Raw genomic sequence first — 19,757 nt, forward strand, 5'->3', positions numbered from 1 at the left:
TTTCCAGCCGGATCAGCGCGGTGATCATCTGCAGGTTGTTCTTCACCCGGTGCTGCAGTTCGCGCAGCAGCGTGTCTTTCTCGCTAACACGCTCCTCCGCCGAGCGCTCATCTCCCGCCTCGCCATGGGCGGATACGTCGACCAGGGCCACCAGTCGGAAGCACACCTTGCCGTTGTCGTCTTCGATCACGTTCGAATAAACGTCGACGATCGCGGGTTTGTCCTCTCCGCGCTCCAGCTTGAAGGTGCCGACCAAATCGGTTCCCTCGACCACGGCCTCGGCTAGCGGCCTGTCCTTTTGCTGATGGAGGCCCGTGCCTAAAAGGGCCACCCAGTTTTCTTGGGTGAGCCTGGCGGCTGTCAGGCCTGACAGTTTCTCGAATTCCGGATTGGCGTAGACCACGCGCTCTTCACCGGCAAGGTCCGAAACGGCTATGGCGATCGGCACCTGGTCGAGGAATTTCTTGAACTGTTCGCTTTCCAGTGCGGTTGCAAGGTCAGGTGTATCAAGCAACTGCTCGACCGCCTCAGCCTTCTCTGAATCCGATGTCATTTGCGCGCCTGTTTTGTGCGGATATTATCAACAATGCGGCGAGCCTGCCATCGCCAAACTGGAGCTGCATCTCACATTTCGCATCACGCATCTGACAACAAGCTCTGCATCGCGTAACGGCCGCACGTCTAGCATTGCGACCGGCCGAAGGAGAGCGGCAAGGATCGGCTACAATCCAGGTGCCTGGAATGTCGAAGCGACCGGTCAAGTGGGTACGCTGCGGAAGATCGATAGAGCAGGCATTCAGGGAGAATGAGTTCGCGTGCTGGCCTCGGCGATACGTGCCGACACTGTCAACCTCATGACCGCATGCGGGCTGAAAGAGCAGCGCTTCGCTCCAGCGGTAATTCAGGCCGCTAGCTGCCTAACTGCGGCAAGCCCATCGATCGTGTATGTTGAGACGCTATTGCCGATGCCTAAATATCGAACCCGTCATGGCAATGGTTGTGACGGGAAGCGCTCGCTTATGGGCTGTGCTGGAATGCGCATGAAGTATGCGCCTGTGCGCCGCTTCGTTGATCTCTTGGCCTTCGAGGAAGTCGTCAATCTCATCGTATGTGAGACCGGGACGAGGTTCTCCAGGTCGGCGGTCGGAATCTTTTCAACAAGATCAGACGGAGCGCCCAGATACACTGCCAAGGCGCGAACTCTGCGCTTGGTCAGCCCGGAAAGAGGAAGAATGTCTGCGGCACCATCGCCGAACTTGGTGAAGAAGCCCATCAAGGCCTCGGCTGCTTCGAAGCGACTTCTGAAAAAGAAGTGTGGGTTTGCTCTCATACCCTTTGCTGAAAATTGTTGTCATAGAGCGCATGGAATGCCACGCGCTTCGAATCGGAGTAGCCATCCGGGAAGCCTGAAGCCCCTTTGAAGCGCATGTCCGGCAGCTATTCATAGCGTGGATGACTTTGATCGAAACAAACGATTTCATAACTCTTCGGAAATCTTGCATGGACAAAAGCACGTCCGCACCGGTCACCCATCCAAAGGAGAAAATCTTCCATGCGCCCTGACGTGCAGTGGAGGTCGTGCCGAGAAGTGAGTTGCAACTGGCCGATCATGCCGGCGGTTCGACGCTAGTCGTCCCCAATGTTCCTGAGCTGCGAAGTCTTGCAGGCGAGCCAGCTGCCCAGCGCGATTCTGCTTGTGGCGGGCTTTTTGCCGCAGGCAGTCCGCTCGTTTGGGCAGCGGATTGGAGACCCGGCCGGCAGCGCTACCATACAACATCAGCGCACTTTACATCTACGCGGTATTGCCGGGCTTCCAGTCGGTGCCATGTTTGGCCGACGAATGACGCGATGCGGCCTCCTGCACAAGCGAAGGCGTTATCGGATGTGCGACCGGGAAGCAGGCGGACAGTGCAGCACATGTCACTCGCCTGTGCGACGGTCTTTCGGGGAATGAAATCGGGCCAGTTCACGGCGCGGCATTATTCGTCAACAGCCGCCCCTTCGCAAGGATATAGGCAGCCCGCGTCACAAGTTCGTGCTGCAGATGAAAACGGCATCGCCGGCATGCAAGTCAGCAGCCGCTCAAGATTCGATGATCCAGCCAAGCTCTCGGCGTCATGGAACGGCAGGCGCCACGATCGAAGCATCTCATGTTGATTCAGGCGGACCCTTATGAGGCGTTCTTTGATGCCGGTGATGCCTGACAGGCGGTTGCAGCTGCAAGCGACAACGCGGCCTATTTAGTTGGAAACGGTCTGAGGCAGGCCAATTTGGCTTGCCCGTCACTATGTGGAGAAAGAAATGCTGTGTCTAGGAATTAGCGGCGGACTTGACCAAGTCCATGAAAACCGATTCGAGCTTCGGAACGCCTTTATGCACGATGGCGCCGCGGTGCTCGTCCGAGACGGACGGGTGATAGCAGCCGTCGAAGAGGAACGCCTCAATCGGATGAAACACTCCAACAAGCTCCCAATTCGTTCGATTCAATACTGTCTGTCAGCGGCGGGGGTTCAGCTCAACGACATTGATCGTGTCGCGCTCTACGCCAGCGAGCCCTATGCCAACGCCATGCTTGAAGGTATGTCCGCATCCCACCCGGACATTCTCTCCATTCCGTTGGATGCTAAAACGTTGGTGCAGGATCTGTTAACGCGTGAGTTCGGCACTAAGTTGGACAGTTCGCGTATTTCATTCGTAAGTCATCATCAGGCGCACGCCGTGAGCGCCTTTGCAATGTCGGGCTTCGAACAAAGTCTCATTCTAGCGATTGATGGCTCTGGTGATTTCCTATCGGGCCTCTTGGCGGTAGGGTCTGGCACAGAAATTACGCAACTCGAGGCTTTCCCCGAGAACAATTCTCTTGGGCTGTTTTATCTCGAGACGATCCGCTATCTCGGCTACGGCTTGTTCGACGAGTATAAGGTAATGGGACTCGCGCCCTACGGCGACCCCGCTCCCTATCGCGAGCTCTTCGAGCAGTTCTACGAGCTCTCCGCCAACGGCGGTGGCTACCGTGTTCACCTCGACCGCATCGGTCCGGCGTTGCTCCGCAATATCGAGGTCAGGCGAAAGGGAATGCCCTTCACCCAGCAGCATCGAGATGTGAGTGCGTCACTGCAGGAAGCGCTTGAGCGGATCGTGTTCCACATTCTCCGGCATCACCGTGAGGCCACCGGCATGAAGCGGTTGTGCCTGGCGGGGGGGGTGGCCCACAACTGCACGATGAACGGTAAGCTGCTGTATTCAGGGCTTTTCGAAGACATTTTCGTGCAACCCGCGTCTCACGACGCTGGCTGCGCATTGGGAGCTGCGCTGATAGTCTCTAACCAGATGGGCCGCCCCGCGCCGTGTGAGCGACTGCAGGAGGTCTATTGGGGTCCTGATCTCGGGAGCGAGCGCGCCGTGCAACAGGAACTGAATGCATGGGCCGGACATCTCGAGGTTGAACGCTCTGATGACGTGGCAAGCAGTGCAGCCGACTGGATCGCCAACGGCGCCGTGATCGGCTGGGTGCAGGGTCGTTCGGAGTTTGGGCCACGTGCGCTGGGCAACCGCAGCATTCTTGCCGACCCTCGGCCCGCCGCAAACAAGGACCGGATCAATGCGATGGTCAAGAAGCGCGAAGGCTATCGGCCCTTCGCGCCATCTGTGCTGGAGGAGGATGCGAGCGAATTTTTCGACCTCCCGGACGGCAAGCGCGAATTTCCATTCATGAATTTCGTCGTTCGCGTGCGTGACTCAAAGCGCGCCTTGCTCGGTGCCATCACGCACGTCGACGGTACCGCTCGCCTGCAAACAGTATCGCGCAACGCCAATCCCGCGTACTGGGAGGTCATCAATGCGTTCAAGAAGCGCACAGGCACTCCAATTCTGCTCAATACGTCCTTTAACAACAATGCCGAACCGATCGTGGATTCGGTTGCAGACGCGATTGCCACCTTTCTGACGACAGAGCTGGATGGACTTGTGGTCGGGCCCTTCCTGGTAAAAAAGCGGGCTGCAACGCTGCAGGATTGGACTGCGCTTGCGGTTTCGTTGCCGCCCTATGTGTCCCTCCATCAAACCCGCGCTTACAAAGCGCCAGATCGTCGGGAGACTCACTGCGAGATCAGCACGACCCACTTCAGCAGTGACAGTGTACGAATTTCACACGACTTGTTTAATCTGCTGATGCGGATTGAGGGCGAAGCCGTGTTGGGAGATCTCCTCAATACAATTGCGCCGGATCAGGCTAAGCGTGAAGCTCTGATGGAGGGCCTGCGACGGCTGTGGGAGCAGCGCCTCGTTCGATTGCATCCCTCACAAGCTGCTCGCATGGATCAAGACTGCGATCAAACGCTGGACCAGCATAACAGGCTCTCAGCGTGATAGAGGTGCCGCTATCCAAGCTCGGCGAATAATGGTGTTCATCGATGCCGCCTGCCACCTCACGGCTGGCAGGCAGTCGACTTCATCACAGGGTTGATTCGTCCACTTCACCTTGGACGACCGGACGCGCAGAAAAAAGCGGCTGCTGCGGGTCCTTGCTAGCGACCGTGATGCGGGACCACAGCGACAGGGCGTGCGCGAGACGGTCAATGCGGCCGGCGGTGTCGTCGCCGGCGGCGACGGTCGCATTCAGGATCAGCATCGACCAAAGAGCGAGGCCACTGCCGTTATGCTCCGAGATCTGGGGACGGCGGCTTGGCGATCACCGTCTACTCGGCGTTGCCGAACTCACTGCATGCGAGACCGTGACGAAGCCCCTCACATTGCGGGTCGGGACATAGCTGGCTTTCTTGGCGCGCTACCATCGCTAGAGATGCAGACTTCGCCCAACAGCTCCTGCTGGAGCGCGGCTTGGATCTGATGGCAGAATTCTTGCGGAGACGCGGACAAAGTGGGGAGCACGCGTCACCGGGCTATCAGTGTTGACCGTATAATCTTCGGAATGGCAATGGCATATTTTACAAAGCACGACGGCAATCAAATTATATACCGCAGCTGGGAAGAGCCGGAACAGTCAAGCGCAAGGATGAGAATTTTGGTCCTCAAGCTTGATCATGTCGGCGACTTTTGGATGTCTCTAGGGCCTCTAAAGGACCTTCGTCAGCGTTTTGCGCATGCCCACATTACGCTGGTGGTGGGAAGCTGGAACATCGCTACTGCAAAACAGTTCGACCTCGCCGACGATCACGTTGCTTTTGACTTTTTTCCTCGCAACCCAAAAGTCAAAACGCGCAAAGAAGCCGCGGACATAAGGCCGCTGCTGACCGGCGAGTTTGATCTTGCCATTGATATGCGTGTTCCGGAAGAAACAAGGCCGATCTTGCTTGAAGTTCCCGCCAGGCACCGTGCGGCGATAGTTGATCCGTACAGCATGCATCAGATCGATATTGCGATAGCGCCATTCAATCTGAAACTGCGCAGAACCATTTTCTACAAGCTGGTCCAAAAAATAGGGCTTGCTAACAAAATCCCCCGTAGATGGCTTGATTGGTTCATTGACCGTAAGCAGGTGCGTCTCCAGCATGTGTCAGAAATCCTCCTCTTTCTGGTCGCAAAGGCAGCTGCCTATTTCGAAAGCGGAGCGGGTCACCCACAGAATTCGACTACAGGCAATGCCCCGATTGTCGTGGCTCCGTTCTCCAATTCCAGCCTGCGAGATTGGCCGATTGAAAGTTTTGGCAAAGTTGTCGCTGCTCTTTCGACCCGTGGTGAGGTGGTCCTCGTTGGCCGTGGCGAATGCCTGGAAGCGCTTGAGGAGGTTGCGAAGATAGCTAGGGAACGTGGGGCCGCGAACATTCGGACGGCTGTCGACTTGTCAGAATTGGAATTCAATTGTCTCGTGAATTCGGCCGCCCTCGTCGTTTCGAACAATTCAGGCACCGGCCATGTCGCTGCCCAGCTTGGCCGCCCTACTATCGGCATTTTCACGGCGTCACATCTACCGGAGATTTGGGGGTTTCGAGGTCCCTTGGTCAGCATGCTTATGAGTGTTATTGAATGTCGCGGATGTGGTCTGGACCAAGTGCGGCATTGTCCGGTCAAAGTCCGATGCAAGTTCGACATCACGCCGGATCTCGTGATTGCCGAGGTAAACGCCTTGATGAATCATTGTAAGGGTACGGCACAAGCTTAGTGGCTCGCGGTCACCACAACCGCGATTGCCCAGCCCTTGTCGCTGATTCAATCGCTACAATCATCTAAAGGCCGAAATTCAGAATCGAATCGACTTGTTCGAAGGACCGCAGTGGCGATGTCACATTGGCCGACAGGTGGCATAGAGCGGCGCCTGAGAATGAAAGTGCCGCCGCCCAGCCTTCATAGCCGTTCCTCCTTTGTGGCGTGACGGCCCGAAAGTCGCCATCGCGTCAGATGTTCATCAGCTTCGGGATAGCCGGGGCTCGTCCGGCGACAGTCATGGCAGCGACTTCGCTTCTGGACCCGCTCATCCGGCCGCCAAAAACAAATGCGCTTTCTAAGCCGTAATTGATCCGCCGGAGCTGACCAAAGCCACCTTGCTCTGGGTTGCGGCAATGGCGACTGGGGCGAGAAGCCGAGAAGAACCGATGCGGCGAGAAATCCTGAGACCATCCGCCACGAGACGTCGCCAGGGAACGTAGTATTGCGTTCCGCGTTACACTAACGTATATACGTCCGCAGCACAGGAGCGCGCCATGGCCACCACACCCACCAGGAAGGAAGCACCCGTCTCGATGCGGTTTCGCGACGATGATCTCACCATCATCGACCGCGGCGCGGAGCTGCTCGGCCTGTCGCGCACGGAGTTCATGCGGCGCGCCGCGCTGCACGAGGCGCAGGCGGCCATCCTCAACGAAACCGTCATCCGCGTGTCCCCGGAAGCCTATGACGCCTTCATGCAGGCGATCTCAGCCCCGGCCGCTGCGCCCCCGGCGAAGGCGGCCGAGCGGCTGCGTCGGTCCCCGCCCTGGGACCGCTAGGTGGCGCTTTCAGGCATCGAACTCCTCGACCACGCACACCGCCTCGACAGCTTCGATTGCGGCAAGCCGGCGCTCAATGCTTGGCTGGCCGGCTTCGCGCGAACGAACCAGGCCCGCGGGTTTACCCGCGTCCTGGTCGTTCACGACGAGGGAACAGTCGTCGGGTATTACGGCCTCGCGCCGGGCGTGATCCAGCCAAATAGCGCACCGCGCGCCATCCGCACCGGACGCCCGCCCGATCCGATCCCCTGCCTGCTGATCGGACAACTCGCCGTCGACCACCGCTATGCCGGACAAGGCGTCGGTAGCGGCTTGGTCAAGGACGCGCTGTATCGCTGCGTCGCCGGCGCCGACATCGTCGGCGGCCGCGCGGTGGTGGTGCGGGCGATCGACGCCGAGGCAGAGCGCTACTGGCAGAGCTGGGGCTTCATTCCCGCGCGGGACAATCCGTCGGTGCTCATGCGCTCGATCCAGGACGTGAGCCTCTGGCTGGCCGACAAAGGCCACTAGCTCCGCGCGCGTAGCGCCTCCGGAAGCGGCAGGTCTGCGCGCCGGCCTGCCGCCGACGGGCTCTAGTTGCGGCGTCCCGCCGCTCCCCGAGCCGGCTTCGCCGTCTCGGCGTTCGGGTGACCCCTCACGCAGGGCCAGAGGGAGACGGCGGTCAGAGCGAGGGAGCCCTGGAGAGAAGGGAAAGTCATGATGTCGATGATATTCATAGGGGGTTCACGCGAGATATTTGAGCTGACGGAACCTGCCATCGCTCGGATCCGCCCAATCGTTGTTGCCGTGCACGGCGTGCTGATTGGCGACGCGTCTGGAGCCGATGCCGAGGCGCAGGGCCTGCTCGCGGGCTACGGCTACAAACATGTCGGGGTCTTCCATGCGGCCAAGGAACCCCCCAATGGTCTGGGCGACTGGGCTGCCTACCGGGTCCCGTCTCCTGAAGGTGCTAGAGGATACTGGATCTACGCCGCCAAAGACCGGGAGATGGCGCGCGCCGATTTTGGGATGATAGTCTGGGACGGCGCATCACCCGGCACGGCCGTCAACGTGCTTCGGCTCGCCATGGCGAACAAGCCGAGGTCATCTACGATCTGGCCAGGGGCAGCATGGCGACTACGCACCATGTCGTAGACTGGTGCGCCATTGCTCCGCGATGCCGGTCCAGACATTCGGCGCGCCAAGCCGAAGCCCGCATGACGCGAGGCGAGCGCCTGGCGTTGCCGGGATGATGTACGCGCGGTCCCGGCGGGTCCAACGCGATAGACTTGATCCGGCCCCGCGCCCCCAACTCCACTTGTATGAACGGCCGGGGCCGGCCCTTTTCGAAACCGGCTCACCGCCGCGTGGCGTTGTGCAGGATGATTGTCTTGACCCGTCTCGCATCTGAAGCGGGTGCAAGCCTGCCGCATATGCCGCTGCTTGGTCATGCGAGGCATCGCTACCGTGGGGCGTGGCGTTCGCCGATCTCCAAACCGCTGTGCCGCCATACCGAACACGCAAGGCGGTTTAACCGCCAGGCTGCTGTTCAAGGTATTAACGACGCAGGCGGCATGACCGGAGAGACTGGCGGGGTAAGCAGCTTCCATCGATCCGGCGGCATTGCGGATGTGGCTGGCGATGGCGGCCTGAGTTCTTGTCCATCTGCCGCATAGCGGGTGGTCAGATGCTGGTCGCGTTTCCGGCGAGCCGAAGCATTTGTCTCTCAAGGTCACCCGTTGGAAATCCAGCACCAGCGGCTTGTCGGGACAAGATAGTTGCTATTGGGATTTGGCCGCCGCAACCGCGAGCATCGCTTCTCCCATCCCATTGACGCCTCGGGCATTCAGCATTTCACCAGCGTTCTGAATGTCGCGCACCTCTTTGTTCTGGCTGAGTTTTGATTTACCAACCAGGCTGGTGATCTCGATTTCCAGGGCGACGATCGCCTTCACCATCGTGTCAATGAAGTCCTTCGGCGCGTCGCCCATCTTCCACGGGGCAGGCTGCGAGGCTTCATGCATGTGAGTGAGCTTCGCCACGTTACGGCGCACATAGCGCTCATCATCCCGGACAGTGATGCGTCCGTGGGCGTGGACGACGAGATAGTTCCACGTCGGCGCCTGGTTATGGAATTCATGCTTGCTTGGACCAGTTCGGCGAGATGTAAGCGTCAGACCGTCGAGCTCGTCCCGGACCGCATGGCGCTACGGCGCCACCTCCAGCCCGGCGAGACAGTCGTCATTGTCCGTGAGGGTGACCGCCCCTCTATGGTGAGAATATTGATCGCCGGCAACTTATGGCGCCTGCCGACCTCAAATTCGTTGAAGTCGTGCGCCGGCGTGATCTTGACCGCGCGGCTGCCTTTCTCCGGATCAGAATACTCGTCCGCCACCACCGCGATCCTGCGGCCGACGATCGGCAGAGGATGAGGTTCTTGCCGACAAGATGCCGGAAACGCTCGTCGTCGGGATGCACCGCCGACCGCCATATCGCCCAGCATCGTCTCCGGGCGGGTCGTCGCCACGGTGATGAAGGTTTTAGGATTTTCCGGATCCAAAACCTCGCCCTCGACGGGGTAGCGGAAATGCCAGAGATTGCCGTTGACCTCCTGCTGTTCGACCTCAAGGTCGGACTCGCGGTCAAGAGCTTCGGGTCCCAGTTGACAAGCGCTTGTCCTTGTAGATCAGGCCTTTCCTTGTAGAGCGTGACGAACACTTCGAGCACCGCCCTGGACAGGCCCTCGTCCATGGTGAAACGTTCTCGGCTCCAGTCGGCCGAGGCCCCAGCCGCTTCAACTGGTTGAAGATCGCGCCGCCGGATTCGGCTTTCCACTCCCAGACTTTCTCAATGAACTCGTCGCGCGTCAGGTCACGGCGGTGGATCTGCTTCTCCATAAGCTGGCGCTCGACCACCATCTGCGTGGCGATGCCGGCGTGATCCATGCCGGGCTGCCACAGCACGTTCTTGCCGCGCATGCGCTCGAAGCGCACCAGAATGTCCTGCAGCGTGTTGTTGAGCGCATGGCCCATGTGCAGCGAGCCAGTGACGTTCGGTGGCGGGATGACGATGGTGAAGGCTTCCGCGCCCTCCTCGGCGCCTGCGCCGACACGAAACGTCTTTTGAAGCGTATTATGTTTTTTGTGCATAGACCAACGAGTTGAACGGCGGCCCCATAAATCGCCGATGTGATAGGTCGGGCGAAGGCGTCCACCAGCTCGTACTTGTCAAGACGATGCCACCCTTGATCTTGCACCCGCCTCCGATACCAGCGATGCGCTGCGTCGTACGCTCATGCCTGTCAGGATGGGATGGGCGCTGCTAGCACCGTGGCAGTTTGACAACCCGGCCATCGGGGCGGTAGCACCGTCCAAGGCCAAGAGTCGCAGGGCAGACCGCACCCCATCGGGCTGCGCGACCCAGACCAGCTGACGCCCAACTGGCACACTCATCGCGCATCAGCACCGTGGATGCGACATCTACTTTGTTGCGAGCGCGATATCGGAACTTGGTTGTGACGCAGCTGTGCGTAAGCGCACCGCTGTCAGCAAGTGAGTGAGCGAAAGAACTACGTGGTGGAGGTGAGAAGTCATGCAGCGTCAAGATTCCCCGCCCTTTGCGGCAAACACACTGATCCCTCTTCAGAATCCGGTCTTTCGTTCGATCTGGACAGCCACGCAGATATCCAGCCTTGGCTGGCTGGTGCAGAGCGTGGCTATAAGCTGGCTTATGGCAACGATTTCAGCCTCCGATCTGATGGTTGCGCTCGTGCAGGCTGCATCGACACTGCCCGCCTTCTTCTTGTCGATCCTTGCTGGAGCGATTGCAGACAGCTTCAGCCGCCGCGGCGTGATGCTTGCCGGACATTGCCTGATCGCACTGGCATCCACGGCGCTGGCTCTCTCTGTTGGACTGGGCTTTGTCAGTCCATGGCTGATCTTGGGACTGAGTTTCTTGGCGGGATGCGGCTTTGCCTTGAATGATCCAGCCTGGCACGCCTCGGTCGGCGACATCCTGGAAAAGCGCGACATACCCGCTGCAGTGACGCTGATGTCGGTGGGCTACAACGTGGTTCGAAGCATAGGACCGGCGCTTGGCGGTGTAATTTTGGCTTTGCTGGGCCCCCTTACGGCTTTCGCCTTCGCTGCGCTGACCGACCTGGTCCCGTTGAGCGCTGTACTGCGCTCCAAGTGGCAAGTTCGCTCTTCGCCTCTTCCGCGCGAGCGGATGACGACGGCCATTCATGATGGCATGCGCTTCACGGCAATCTCCTCGGAGATCAGAGTGGCGATCGTGCGTGCAACCCTGTTCGGGCTGTCAAGCATCTCGATCCTTGCTCTGCTCCCCCTCCTGGTTCGCGACCAACTGGCGGGGGGGCCAATTGTTTACGGCGTCCTGTTGGCCGGCTTCGGCACAGGCGCCTTCATCGCGGGCATTGGCAATAGCTACTTGCGACGCATCACGTCCCAAAATCGATTGATCACGTTCGCGTCCGTTGCTTGCGCAACGTGTTGCCTTTTACTGGCTCTCACATCATCGGTGGCTGTAGCAGCGATCGCGCTTGCAATCGCTGGCGCAGGCTGGGTTGTCACCTGGACCGGAACCGACGTGTGTGTGCAGTTGGCAAGCCCAAGGTGGGTCGTTGGTCGCACCCTGTCGATCTATTACGCCCTGACCTACGGCGGCATGGCAGCGGGCAGCTGGATCTGGGGTGCTGTCGCGCAGAACTATTCCCTGACGTGGGCTTTGGAAGGTGCTGCAGCGGCGCTGTTGCTGGTTGCAGCTGTGGGAAAGCTATTGCCGGTCCGCCTATGGGAGGAATCGGATCAAGGGGCCTTCGACTTCAGGCCACCAGAACTGGCCCTCGATTTGAAGCCCAGGAGCGGCCCGATCGTGATCAAGGTGGAGTACTCGATACCCGAGGAGAATATCGAGGAATTTCTGAGCTGCATGCGCGAAAGGCGGCGCGTTCAGAGCCGTGCCGGTGCGCGGGACTGGACCCTCCAGCGCGATCTTCAGAACTCGACTCTTTGGACCGAGACATTCCGCACGCCGACATGGACGGACTATCTTCGTCTAAACCATCGGCTAACGGTGACTGACAGGGAAGTAGGCGAGCGCCTTGCCGCTCTGCAGGTCGGTGATTCTCCTCCTCGTCTCTCACTTTCGATTGAGCGGTCGACAAGCCCCGCCCCCGGCAGCCAAGTCCAGCCTGTGCCCTTTGTATCGCGCCCGTAAGGAAACCAGTAACTTTTCTGGGTTCGGACACGGGAATGGCCGAGACCTACTCCTTCTTTCGTCGGGTCTGCCCGGATTGCCATACGTTGCAGCCGGTTAGGCGAGCATGAGGATTTGTGTGGCACGTATGTCCACCACGGGCCCATGTCCAGCCCCACCGCCTCTGCGGCCATCAGATCGGCTTGGGCACGGGTTCAGGTCGCCTGTCCCCCTGCATCGCGGCGAGCAGCGGGAGCAAGGGGGGCGGAAGGGTCTCCCCGGTCTGCAGGGAGCGCAGCGGGCAGACGGAGGAATCCGCCAGCGGCGGCTTGCTGGGAGAGGGCCGCGCGCCTCTTTCCCCTCCCTGACAAAACGTGCCGCCAAGCACGTTCACGTCGGCGCAGCCGTGCCGCAGAGGCGGCCGCAACAAAGAAGGCCTACAAGGCGGAAGCATCGAAATGTCCGCCAGCGGGACCAATTCAGTTCGGTGCTGGAGAAAGCGGTTCAACAGGGCGGCCATGGGAGCGCCAGCATAGCGCCGCTGTCAGGCGCGATGCGGACCGACAGCCCCGGCGAAGGGCGCTGATTGATCGACCGAAATTGGATCGGGTCATAATCCATGAATTTTTCACGATGCTTCAGCACGCGCGTGGATTTGTGCATTTAACTGCAGCGTCCAGGTGGTCCGGTGGAAGCGCGCCCGGGGCATCTTGGAACTTATTTGATGCAGCCATCCAGGACTGCTGCATTGCCACAGCAATGGTCACAACCTGCTAGGATCCGGACCCATAAAGGGATTGAACGAAGCCGCTGACGCGTCATTTGGTGCGTGGGTTTGCGGATGACGCTTCTGTTTTGAAGGATTGCGGCTGTTGAAGCGCAATCTTGAGAACAGGAGTTTGAGATGGCCGAGTTGAGCCCTCTTCGCCGACGCATGATCGAGGACATGACGATCCGCAATCTGTCGCCGGCCACCCAGCGATCCTACGTGCACGCGGTGGCCAAGTTTTCGCGATATTCGACCGCTCGCTGGACCGGCTCGGCCTGGAGGACGTTCGCGCCTTCCAGGTGCATCTGGTCTCTACCGGAATCTCGTGGCCAGCGCTGAACCAGACGGTGTGCGCGCTGCGGTTCTTTTACGGCGTGACGTTGCGTCATGCCGAGATCCCTGAACGGATCGCCTATGCCCGCGCGCCACGCACGCTGCCGGTGGTTCTCAGCGCTGACGACGTTGTCCGCTTTCTCGCCGAGCCTGAAGACGCGCACCGCCCTGACGACGGCCTATGCCGCGGGCCTTCGCGCTTCGGAGACTGTCGGACTGAAGGTCGGCGACATCGACAGCGGACGCGGCGTGATCCGGGTCGAGCACGGCAAGGGCAGCAAGGACCGCACGGTGATGCTGTCGGCGCAGCTTCTGCGCATCCTGCGGGTCTACTGGCGGCTGGCGAAGCCGCAGGGCTGGCTGTTTCCGGGCCGGGATGCAATTCGCCCCATTGACGTGCAGGTGCTGTACTCGGCCTGCCGCTCGGCGCGTGCGGCCGCCGGCATAGATAAGCGTGTGACGGTCCACACGCTCAGGCACAGCTTCGCAACGCATTTGCTGGAGAACGGCACCGACATTCGCATTATTCAGGTGCTGCTCGGCCACAACAATTTGTCCTCGACGGCGCGCTATACCAAGGTCTCGAACGGCCTCATCCGGCGCACGACAAGCCCGCTCGACCGACTGAACATCGAAGTCGTGCCGCCCGGCTGATCGGTCCCGCCCAAGTGCTTAAATGTGTTATTTATGTTCATGGTGTTGCCCTCCTCAGTGGAATCGAACCCCGAGCCTACAGGCTCGAAGCGGGCAAACGCCGCTCCCTTCAGATTTTCAACAATGACCGGGACATCCCCGGCCAACTCCGTTCACACCGTCAGCGTGAGAGTGACCGCTGCCCCACCAAGAAAGTCGCGAGCGCAGCGCCCACTCAAAAGCGCCGTAGTGTGGTGAGGGCAGCCTGTTACCCATCTGGGTCGCCGAAGGTGAATGACCTCGACAAGGCGACGATCGTGCGCCAAATCCGATGGATCCGCAATGTTGCGTGCTGGAGTAGGTGCCGTGATCCACGAAAACGAAAGGACCTGACATCAGCCATCTTTGCCCGTCGCGAATGTCCTGTATGTGGCAGCTGGTATGGCCGCACGATCACCATTGCTTGGCTTGACAGCCCTATTGTCGAGCAAATCGTGCGGATCGTTGACCATCACCGCCAAGTTATGGCGTGTCCAACAGCCAAGCGTTTGGTCGAAGGACTTTTCGTTGAGTAAAGGACTGGAAAGCGACGGACAGACAGGAGGATGGGCATGGAAGACAATCGCCTCTATTCGCGCTGCGCGGCCGTCCTGTTGGTCGAATAAGTGGATCTTGTAAGCGTCGATGCCCATCTCCTTAGCCTGATGGACCGTCTCTGCGCTGAGACGGGGCGACCCGCTGATAAGGAGATGGAGCGCATCCCGCCGACCGCGACTGGCTCTCTCAAGGAACACACGCAAACGTTGCCGTTCGGAAGCGCGAAGGCTCTCTAACGTTAGGACGGTGGTCTCCTGCCGGACAAGGATCGGTGTCAATGGCTCGACACTCGGTGCGGTGCTTGTGCAGCCACTTACACTCGCCGTCAGAGCGATCAGGAGACCTATGATCCGCAACGTCATTCGGCCCCCCTATTCAATGATAAAGCCGAGACCGCCCTTGGCGGCTGGCGCGTAGTTCGCGGCGTGCGATCTTCAGCGGATGACCCGCAACGGAAACCTGTCGGCCGGGACAATGCAGTTACCCCTGCCGCGCTTGACCATCAGGCACCGGGAAGAGTGCCGTGGTGGCGCAGGAGGGTTTTGGCTCAGAATCATGGAACACGATGAATCATCGCGGCGCATTTTGTAGAGCGAACGATAAGTCTTGCACGACCAGCCATTTATCCCTCGCGAGATCAATGCCGCGGGCAATTAGCAGGCGAACTCCGTCCGGACTGAGTACCTGTTTCAACGCGGGCAAAAGAAGTTGTGTAGCCATGTCACGAAATGCTTGGTCCGCTTCTCTGCCGGCCGATGGTCCATGAAATCCCCTCTGCACGCACGACGCCGGAAACCTCCTTGCCGATATGATGCTCAAGCACCGGCCGCCATGGCACCAGCGTGAACTCGCGCGATTTCTCGATGACAGCGTATTTTCCGCCGGCGAGCTCGACGGAGCGGCGGAGCGTGCCTTCTATTCGATCTCCACTCTGGGCTTCAGAATAGGGCAGACCGAGTTCGTTCGACAACTGGCCGGCCACGCGGTTCAACTCGCGTTGGCGCAGCATCGAAAGCATGTTGGCGCGATAGACGATCCGGTCCTGCTCTTCCCGAGCAAGACCTTGCGCAATCAGCCACTGCCGTCGGCGGCCTTGCGCCTCTCGGACATCGCGGCCGAAACCAGAGCTGTGCAAGGCCTCCGGTATGTCGGAAACCAGCTCTCGATCGAGCCAGGTGGCGCCGTCGAAGCTGACTTGTTGTTCCAGCGGCGTCGATGAGAGCTTGTCAACCGTGACAGGCTCGGCCCCGGCCCGCTGACGCTCGTAGTCAGACACACGGTCGAGATGATCCGGTGCGACGATCCAGGTGCCGTCCGGCTCGCGCTCGACACGACCGGTCGCCCGGCGGATCGCCTCCAGTCGCCGCGCGTGCGTTTCGGCAAAGCGTTCGGTGGCCGACGGGTCATGCTTGAGATGGATATCGATGCTGTAGCGCCCGTCATGGGCCGTGGCGATCTCGGCAATTGTGCGGTCGACTTGCCTTGGCCCGGTGTCCCTCGGCGTGACCCGCACTATGCAGCCCTCTGGCGTCGGTTGGGTGGCCTCGCCTTTGCCGATATCAACATAGTGGCTTTTGCCGTCCACGCCGTCGACGACGAGGTAATGGCGGTCAGTGATTTCGTCGGCCAGGCCGCGCGCAATGATGCGGCCGACGACAGGCTGCATCTGCTCTGCAGATCGATCATGGACAACATAGTCGGCGGCACTGCGGGCGAGCCCCTTGCCGGTCAGTTCGCGGTGCATGGTCTTGATGATGTCGCCCCGCTCGCCGATGCGGCGCAGCGTCGCTTCAAGCTCGCCACCAAGGCGCCAGCGGCCCGAGCCGACTTCCTCAGCCAGACCCATCCGCTCGAGCTTGCGCAGGCGGCCCTGGTGCAGCGTCTGGCGAAACGTGTCTCGGCTGGCCGGTGAGACATGCCCCTCATGGTCGCGCATGCGGAGCAGCTGCCGATCGATGTTGGTGAAGCGTTCCCGCTCCATTTCCTGGCGCAGGCGTTGCTCGATCTCGCGGTCCGTTCTCGGGCCAAGGTCGAGGCTGACCAGCTCCGCCGCCCGTTCACGGATTCCAGACGAGATGTAGTCCCGCGCGATGACGAGGTTTTCGTCGCGGTCGTCCTTGCCGCGGACGATAATATGGGTATGCGGATGACCAGTGTTGAAATGATCGACGGCCACCCAGTCGAGCCTAGTGCCGAGGTCTTCTTCCATCTGCGCCATGAGGCGCCGCGTGAGCGGCTTCAAGTCATCATACTCGATGCCGTCTTCAGGGGCGACGATGAAGCGGAACTGATGCCGGTCGCCATCGGCACGATCGATGAAGGCCTTGCCATCAACGCGGTCGCTGTCGGCGCTATAGAGCTCGCCAGGCTCGCCTTCGCGGGTGACGCCGTCGCGCTGGAGGTAGCGAAGGTGTGCACGTGCCCCGTCAACACCCTTGCCGGCCAGCTTGACGATACGCGCCTTGACGACGGCGCGCCGCTGCCGAAACGCCGCGTGGGGGTCGCGCGCTCTGAGAACGGCGGCAGCAGCCCCGCCGCGCCCCGCCCGGCTTCCGATGAAGCGGCCACGGCGACCGCTGCCGCCGCCGGCTCGGTTGATCGCGGCGCGGATCTGGCCGGCGAAACGCTTGCCTGCCTTCGAGCCGCGCGATCCGATTTTGCCCAGGCTCGGCTTGAACTCTTCATCCTGCATTGAGCCTCCTAGTAATCTTAAGCAATATCAGAGGTTTGTCGGCAGCAGCTCTCCTGACGCTGAAGGCAGCCTCCGTGGAAAACGATGTGCAGACAAAGACTTCGCCGCCTCGAGGAGGCGATGCCTTTATCTTGCCTTCCGCGGACCTGCCTCCCTGCCCGGCCTGACCCACGGTACCCCTGCCCTCACCTGCGATCCGGCCGGCCTGACCTTGCTCGCTCCGATCCGAGCGGCACCACGATTTGGCCATTCGGATCTGTCGCGGAAACACCGTTTCGCAGGAAAAACAGCGACTGCCCGGACGGGATTTCCGGCGCTTTTCCGGAACGGGATTTGCCGGTGAACGCGTCCATGTCGGCGGCCGAGATCCCCGCCGCCTTGAGCTCTTCCAGATACAAAACCGTCTCGCTGGGCAGCGGTCGCCGACGCTGCAAATGCTGTTCGTAGCGGTCCGGCCCGGCGTTATAGGCGGCAAACAGGCCGGGAAAGCCGAAGCGGTCATACATGGCGCGCAGATAGGCAGTGCCTGCCAGAATGTTGTCGCGAGGGTCGTGCGGATCGGCTCCCAGGCCAAGCTCTGCGCGCAACTCCTCGTAGGTGCCGGGCATCACCTGCATGAGGCCGACGGCGCCGGCGTGTGAGGCGATCGGCCGTCCATTCAGCTTTGTCTGCCCCCGGCTTTCGGCATCCATGACGGCATAAATCCAGGGCTGTGGAATGCTGAAACGCCGGCTTGCCTCAGCTACGTAGTGCTGCCATCTTGCCAGCTGCGGACCACGGGAGATGGCGGCCGGCTGAGCGTCGGTCGCGGCGGAACAGGCGCATGGCGCTATCGCGACCATGCCGAGCATCAGGAGGGTTACTCGGTCCATAGCGGCACGAGCCTCCCGGCAATATTTTCGGCCGGCACCGGCCCGAAATAGCGGCTGTCGAAGGAGTGATTTCTATCGTTGCCGAGCAGGAAAAACTCGTCGGCGGCGAGCTTGCGGCAGGCATTCCACCAAGGCAGCGGACGGTGCTGCGTGTCGGTTGCCAGCCGGCGCGCGACAATCTCGCCGCCGATGATGATGGCGTCGCCGAAGGCGCAGACATGCTCGCCAGGCAGCGCGGCAAGGCGCTTGACCAGCGGCACATTGCTGGGCAGATAGAAGCGTTCGGCGGCGAGATCGGCGACCGGTTTTGGCGGGCGGACGAGCACCAGATCGCCACGAGCCGGCGATCCGGACGCGAGGCGATAGAGGCCGACCGGCGCACTGGCCGAGGCATTCCAGACCAGCCAGGGCGATGGGTTGTCGAAAGCGGCGAAGCCGATCAGGCCGAGGCCTATTGTGGCCACGGCGATCGTCTTGCGCGCCCGAATGCGCCGCAGATGGCTGCCGATCAGACGGATAGTGGGACGCCGGCTCATGAGCGGCCTCCCTCACCGGCCGAGCCGGAATTGTGCCCGCCATCCTCGGGCCTGGTCTCCTGCGCGCGTCCCTTCGACCAGTCGTCGAGCTCGTCGATGTGATAGCGGACATAGCGGCCGTGCTTGCGAAATTGCGGGCCGCCGCCTTTGAGCCGCATCTTCTCCAGCGTGCGCTGGGACAGCCCGATATAGAAGGCGGCCTGCGCGGTGTTGAGAAACGGACTGCCCTTCTTGGCGCGGGCCGCGCGTTCGTTTTCGTCGTCCATGATGATCCTCGTTTCGCTACGGACAAGCGAAGGCGAGGATCGGCGAGCGAGATCGTTTCGGGGACGGGCGAAGAGTGGGGGGCGAGTTTTCGCCGCCCCTTCTTGAGAAGAGCCCCGCGCCGGTTGCGGCGCGGGGCTCGAGGCTGGCGGTTCAGTCGACCGGGTTCCAGATGATGGCGTATGTGTCGTCGTCATCCTGGCCGGCGGCGCGGCCGAGATTGGCGTAGAGCTTGCGCGGACCGAACTCCGGGGCGGCAATCGACAGGCTCACATAGTCCTTGCCGGAGGTCTCGCCGGTGCGGATCCAGCCGGCCCCTACTTCGACCCCTTGCGTCAGCACCCGGAAGTCGGGATGGGTGTCGGCGCTCTTTGCCTGATTGGGCACGATGTCGATGTCGGCGCGGACGCTAAGCGTCTTGAGCTGGCCCTTGTAGCCGCCGTTTTCCTGTTTGGTAACGTATCCGATCGCGGTCATTTTCAGTCTCCTTTTGGTGCTCGCCGGGGACCATTCCCCTGCGATGGCGGACCGTGATGGGCGCGTCCGGACCGCCGGAACCGGGACGGCCGCAGCGATAGCGGAGGACTCGAGCGGGCAGCTTTTTTGAAGTGAAGCGGCGCGAGGAAGCCGCCGCAGGCGGCGGGGAAAAAAGCTGCTGGCGAGGGTTTCGGGCGGGCCGGATCCGCCCATAGGTCGTCAAGCCAGCCGCAGGGGAATGGTCCTGAGACACCATGGAGACAGGTGGCGCGAAGTTGTGTGCGTCAAGTTCTGCAAAAATGGCGTGGCAGTAGCTGTGACGTCGGCGTGGGCGCCCCCCACCCCCCCGGGTTAGCGGGGCGGCGGGCACCCCGCGGGGCGCAGGCGGCCCATGGTCTCAGGGGGTCCGGCTTGGGGTCTGTTATACACAACTGGCGCGGCCGC

15 protein-coding genes and 3 pseudogenes are annotated in these 19,757 nt (G+C 61.0%); 7 read left to right on the plus strand and 11 right to left on the minus strand.

All coding sequences use genetic code 11. The annotated features are described in order from the left end of the window. Together NKJ55_RS33250 and nadE are read right to left on the minus strand one after the other, a co-directional pair. The coding region (locus NKJ55_RS33250; RefSeq protein WP_352453583.1) for a PAS domain-containing protein at positions 1 to 553 on the minus strand (553 nt) is incomplete at its 3' end. A 403-nt stretch (positions 554 to 956) separates the two neighbouring features. After that, positions 957 to 1,288: pseudogene (gene nadE / locus NKJ55_RS33255) on the minus strand (NAD(+) synthase); the annotation flags it as partial. A 1,013-nt stretch (positions 1,289 to 2,301) separates the two neighbouring features. On the opposite strand from nadE, the gene NKJ55_RS33260 reads away from it, so the two are divergent. Beyond that, on the plus strand, positions 2,302 to 4,368 hold the full coding sequence (locus NKJ55_RS33260) for a carbamoyltransferase family protein (protein WP_352453584.1): 2,067 nt from the start codon (positions 2,302 to 2,304) through the stop codon (positions 4,366 to 4,368). Positions 4,369 to 4,453: 85 nt separating this feature from the next. Here the strand turns inward: NKJ55_RS33260 and NKJ55_RS33265 are convergent, their stop codons facing one another. Further along, a complete protein-coding gene (locus NKJ55_RS33265) occupies positions 4,454 to 4,630 on the minus strand; it encodes a hypothetical protein (RefSeq protein ID WP_352453585.1) in 177 nt (58 codons plus the stop codon). Positions 4,631 to 4,936: 306 nt separating this feature from the next. Between NKJ55_RS33265 and NKJ55_RS33270 the strand changes: the two genes are divergently transcribed. The 4 genes from NKJ55_RS33270 (at position 4,937) to NKJ55_RS33285 (ending at position 8,078) form a co-directional block, all read left to right on the plus strand. After that, complete coding sequence (locus NKJ55_RS33270; RefSeq protein ID WP_352453586.1) at positions 4,937 to 6,121, plus strand: glycosyltransferase family 9 protein; 1,185 nt, start codon at positions 4,937 to 4,939, stop codon at positions 6,119 to 6,121. Between the two features lie 538 nt (positions 6,122 to 6,659). Beyond that, the gene (locus tag NKJ55_RS33275) at positions 6,660 to 6,944 is read left to right on the plus strand and encodes a type II toxin-antitoxin system TacA family antitoxin (RefSeq protein ID WP_352453587.1); all 285 of its coding nucleotides are present in this window, start codon (positions 6,660 to 6,662) and stop codon (positions 6,942 to 6,944) included. Next, positions 6,945 to 7,454, plus strand: coding sequence for a GNAT family N-acetyltransferase (locus NKJ55_RS33280; RefSeq protein ID WP_352453588.1), 510 nt, complete (start codon positions 6,945 to 6,947; stop codon positions 7,452 to 7,454). Positions 7,455 to 7,643: 189 nt separating this feature from the next. Continuing rightward, the gene (locus tag NKJ55_RS33285) at positions 7,644 to 8,078 is read left to right on the plus strand and encodes a hypothetical protein (protein WP_352453589.1); all 435 of its coding nucleotides are present in this window, start codon (positions 7,644 to 7,646) and stop codon (positions 8,076 to 8,078) included. A 626-nt stretch (positions 8,079 to 8,704) separates the two neighbouring features. Here the strand turns inward: NKJ55_RS33285 and NKJ55_RS33290 are convergent. Then, positions 8,705 to 9,100, minus strand: a complete 396-nt coding sequence (locus NKJ55_RS33290; protein WP_352453596.1) for an FMN-binding negative transcriptional regulator — start codon at positions 9,098 to 9,100, stop codon at positions 8,705 to 8,707. Between the two features lie 89 nt (positions 9,101 to 9,189). Next, a pseudogene (locus NKJ55_RS33295) lies at positions 9,190 to 10,072 on the minus strand (class I tRNA ligase family protein); the annotation flags it as partial. 442 nt (positions 10,073 to 10,514) lie between these two features. Here NKJ55_RS33295 and NKJ55_RS33300 point away from each other — a divergent pair. Further along, positions 10,515 to 12,161, plus strand: coding sequence for an MFS transporter (locus tag NKJ55_RS33300; protein WP_352453590.1), 1,647 nt, complete (start codon positions 10,515 to 10,517; stop codon positions 12,159 to 12,161). Between the two features lie 883 nt (positions 12,162 to 13,044). Continuing rightward, a pseudogene (locus NKJ55_RS33305) lies at positions 13,045 to 13,896 on the plus strand (tyrosine-type recombinase/integrase). 374 nt (positions 13,897 to 14,270) lie between these two features. Here NKJ55_RS33305 and NKJ55_RS33310 read toward each other — a convergent pair. The 6 genes from NKJ55_RS33310 to NKJ55_RS33335 all read right to left on the minus strand — a co-directional run bounded on the left by NKJ55_RS33310 (position 14,271) and on the right by NKJ55_RS33335 (position 19,313). Then, complete coding sequence (locus tag NKJ55_RS33310) at positions 14,271 to 14,834, minus strand: CpaD family pilus assembly lipoprotein (protein ID WP_352453591.1); 564 nt, start codon at positions 14,832 to 14,834, stop codon at positions 14,271 to 14,273. Between the two features lie 359 nt (positions 14,835 to 15,193). Then, positions 15,194 to 17,164, minus strand: coding sequence for a relaxase/mobilization nuclease RlxS (rlxS, locus tag NKJ55_RS33315; RefSeq protein WP_352453592.1), 1,971 nt, complete (start codon positions 17,162 to 17,164; stop codon positions 15,194 to 15,196). A gap of 185 nt (positions 17,165 to 17,349) precedes the next feature. Then, on the minus strand, positions 17,350 to 18,036 hold the full coding sequence (locus NKJ55_RS33320; RefSeq protein WP_352453593.1) for a lytic transglycosylase domain-containing protein: 687 nt from the start codon (positions 18,034 to 18,036) through the stop codon (positions 17,350 to 17,352). Next, on the minus strand, positions 18,024 to 18,572 hold the full coding sequence (gene lepB, locus NKJ55_RS33325; protein WP_352453594.1) for a signal peptidase I: 549 nt from the start codon (positions 18,570 to 18,572) through the stop codon (positions 18,024 to 18,026). The genes NKJ55_RS33320 and lepB overlap by 13 nt, the downstream gene beginning before the upstream one ends. Beyond that, on the minus strand, positions 18,569 to 18,838 hold the full coding sequence (locus NKJ55_RS33330) for a helix-turn-helix transcriptional regulator (RefSeq protein WP_352453595.1): 270 nt from the start codon (positions 18,836 to 18,838) through the stop codon (positions 18,569 to 18,571). Before NKJ55_RS33330 ends, lepB begins: the two co-directional genes overlap by 4 nt. 151 nt (positions 18,839 to 18,989) lie before the next feature. Further along, positions 18,990 to 19,313, minus strand: a complete 324-nt coding sequence (locus tag NKJ55_RS33335) for a DUF736 domain-containing protein (protein ID WP_023672372.1) — start codon at positions 19,311 to 19,313, stop codon at positions 18,990 to 18,992. Between the last annotated feature and the right edge of the window lie 444 nt (positions 19,314 to 19,757).

This window comes from Mesorhizobium sp. M0106 (genome assembly GCF_040322715.1).
Classification (GTDB): domain Bacteria; phylum Pseudomonadota; class Alphaproteobacteria; order Rhizobiales; family Rhizobiaceae; genus Mesorhizobium.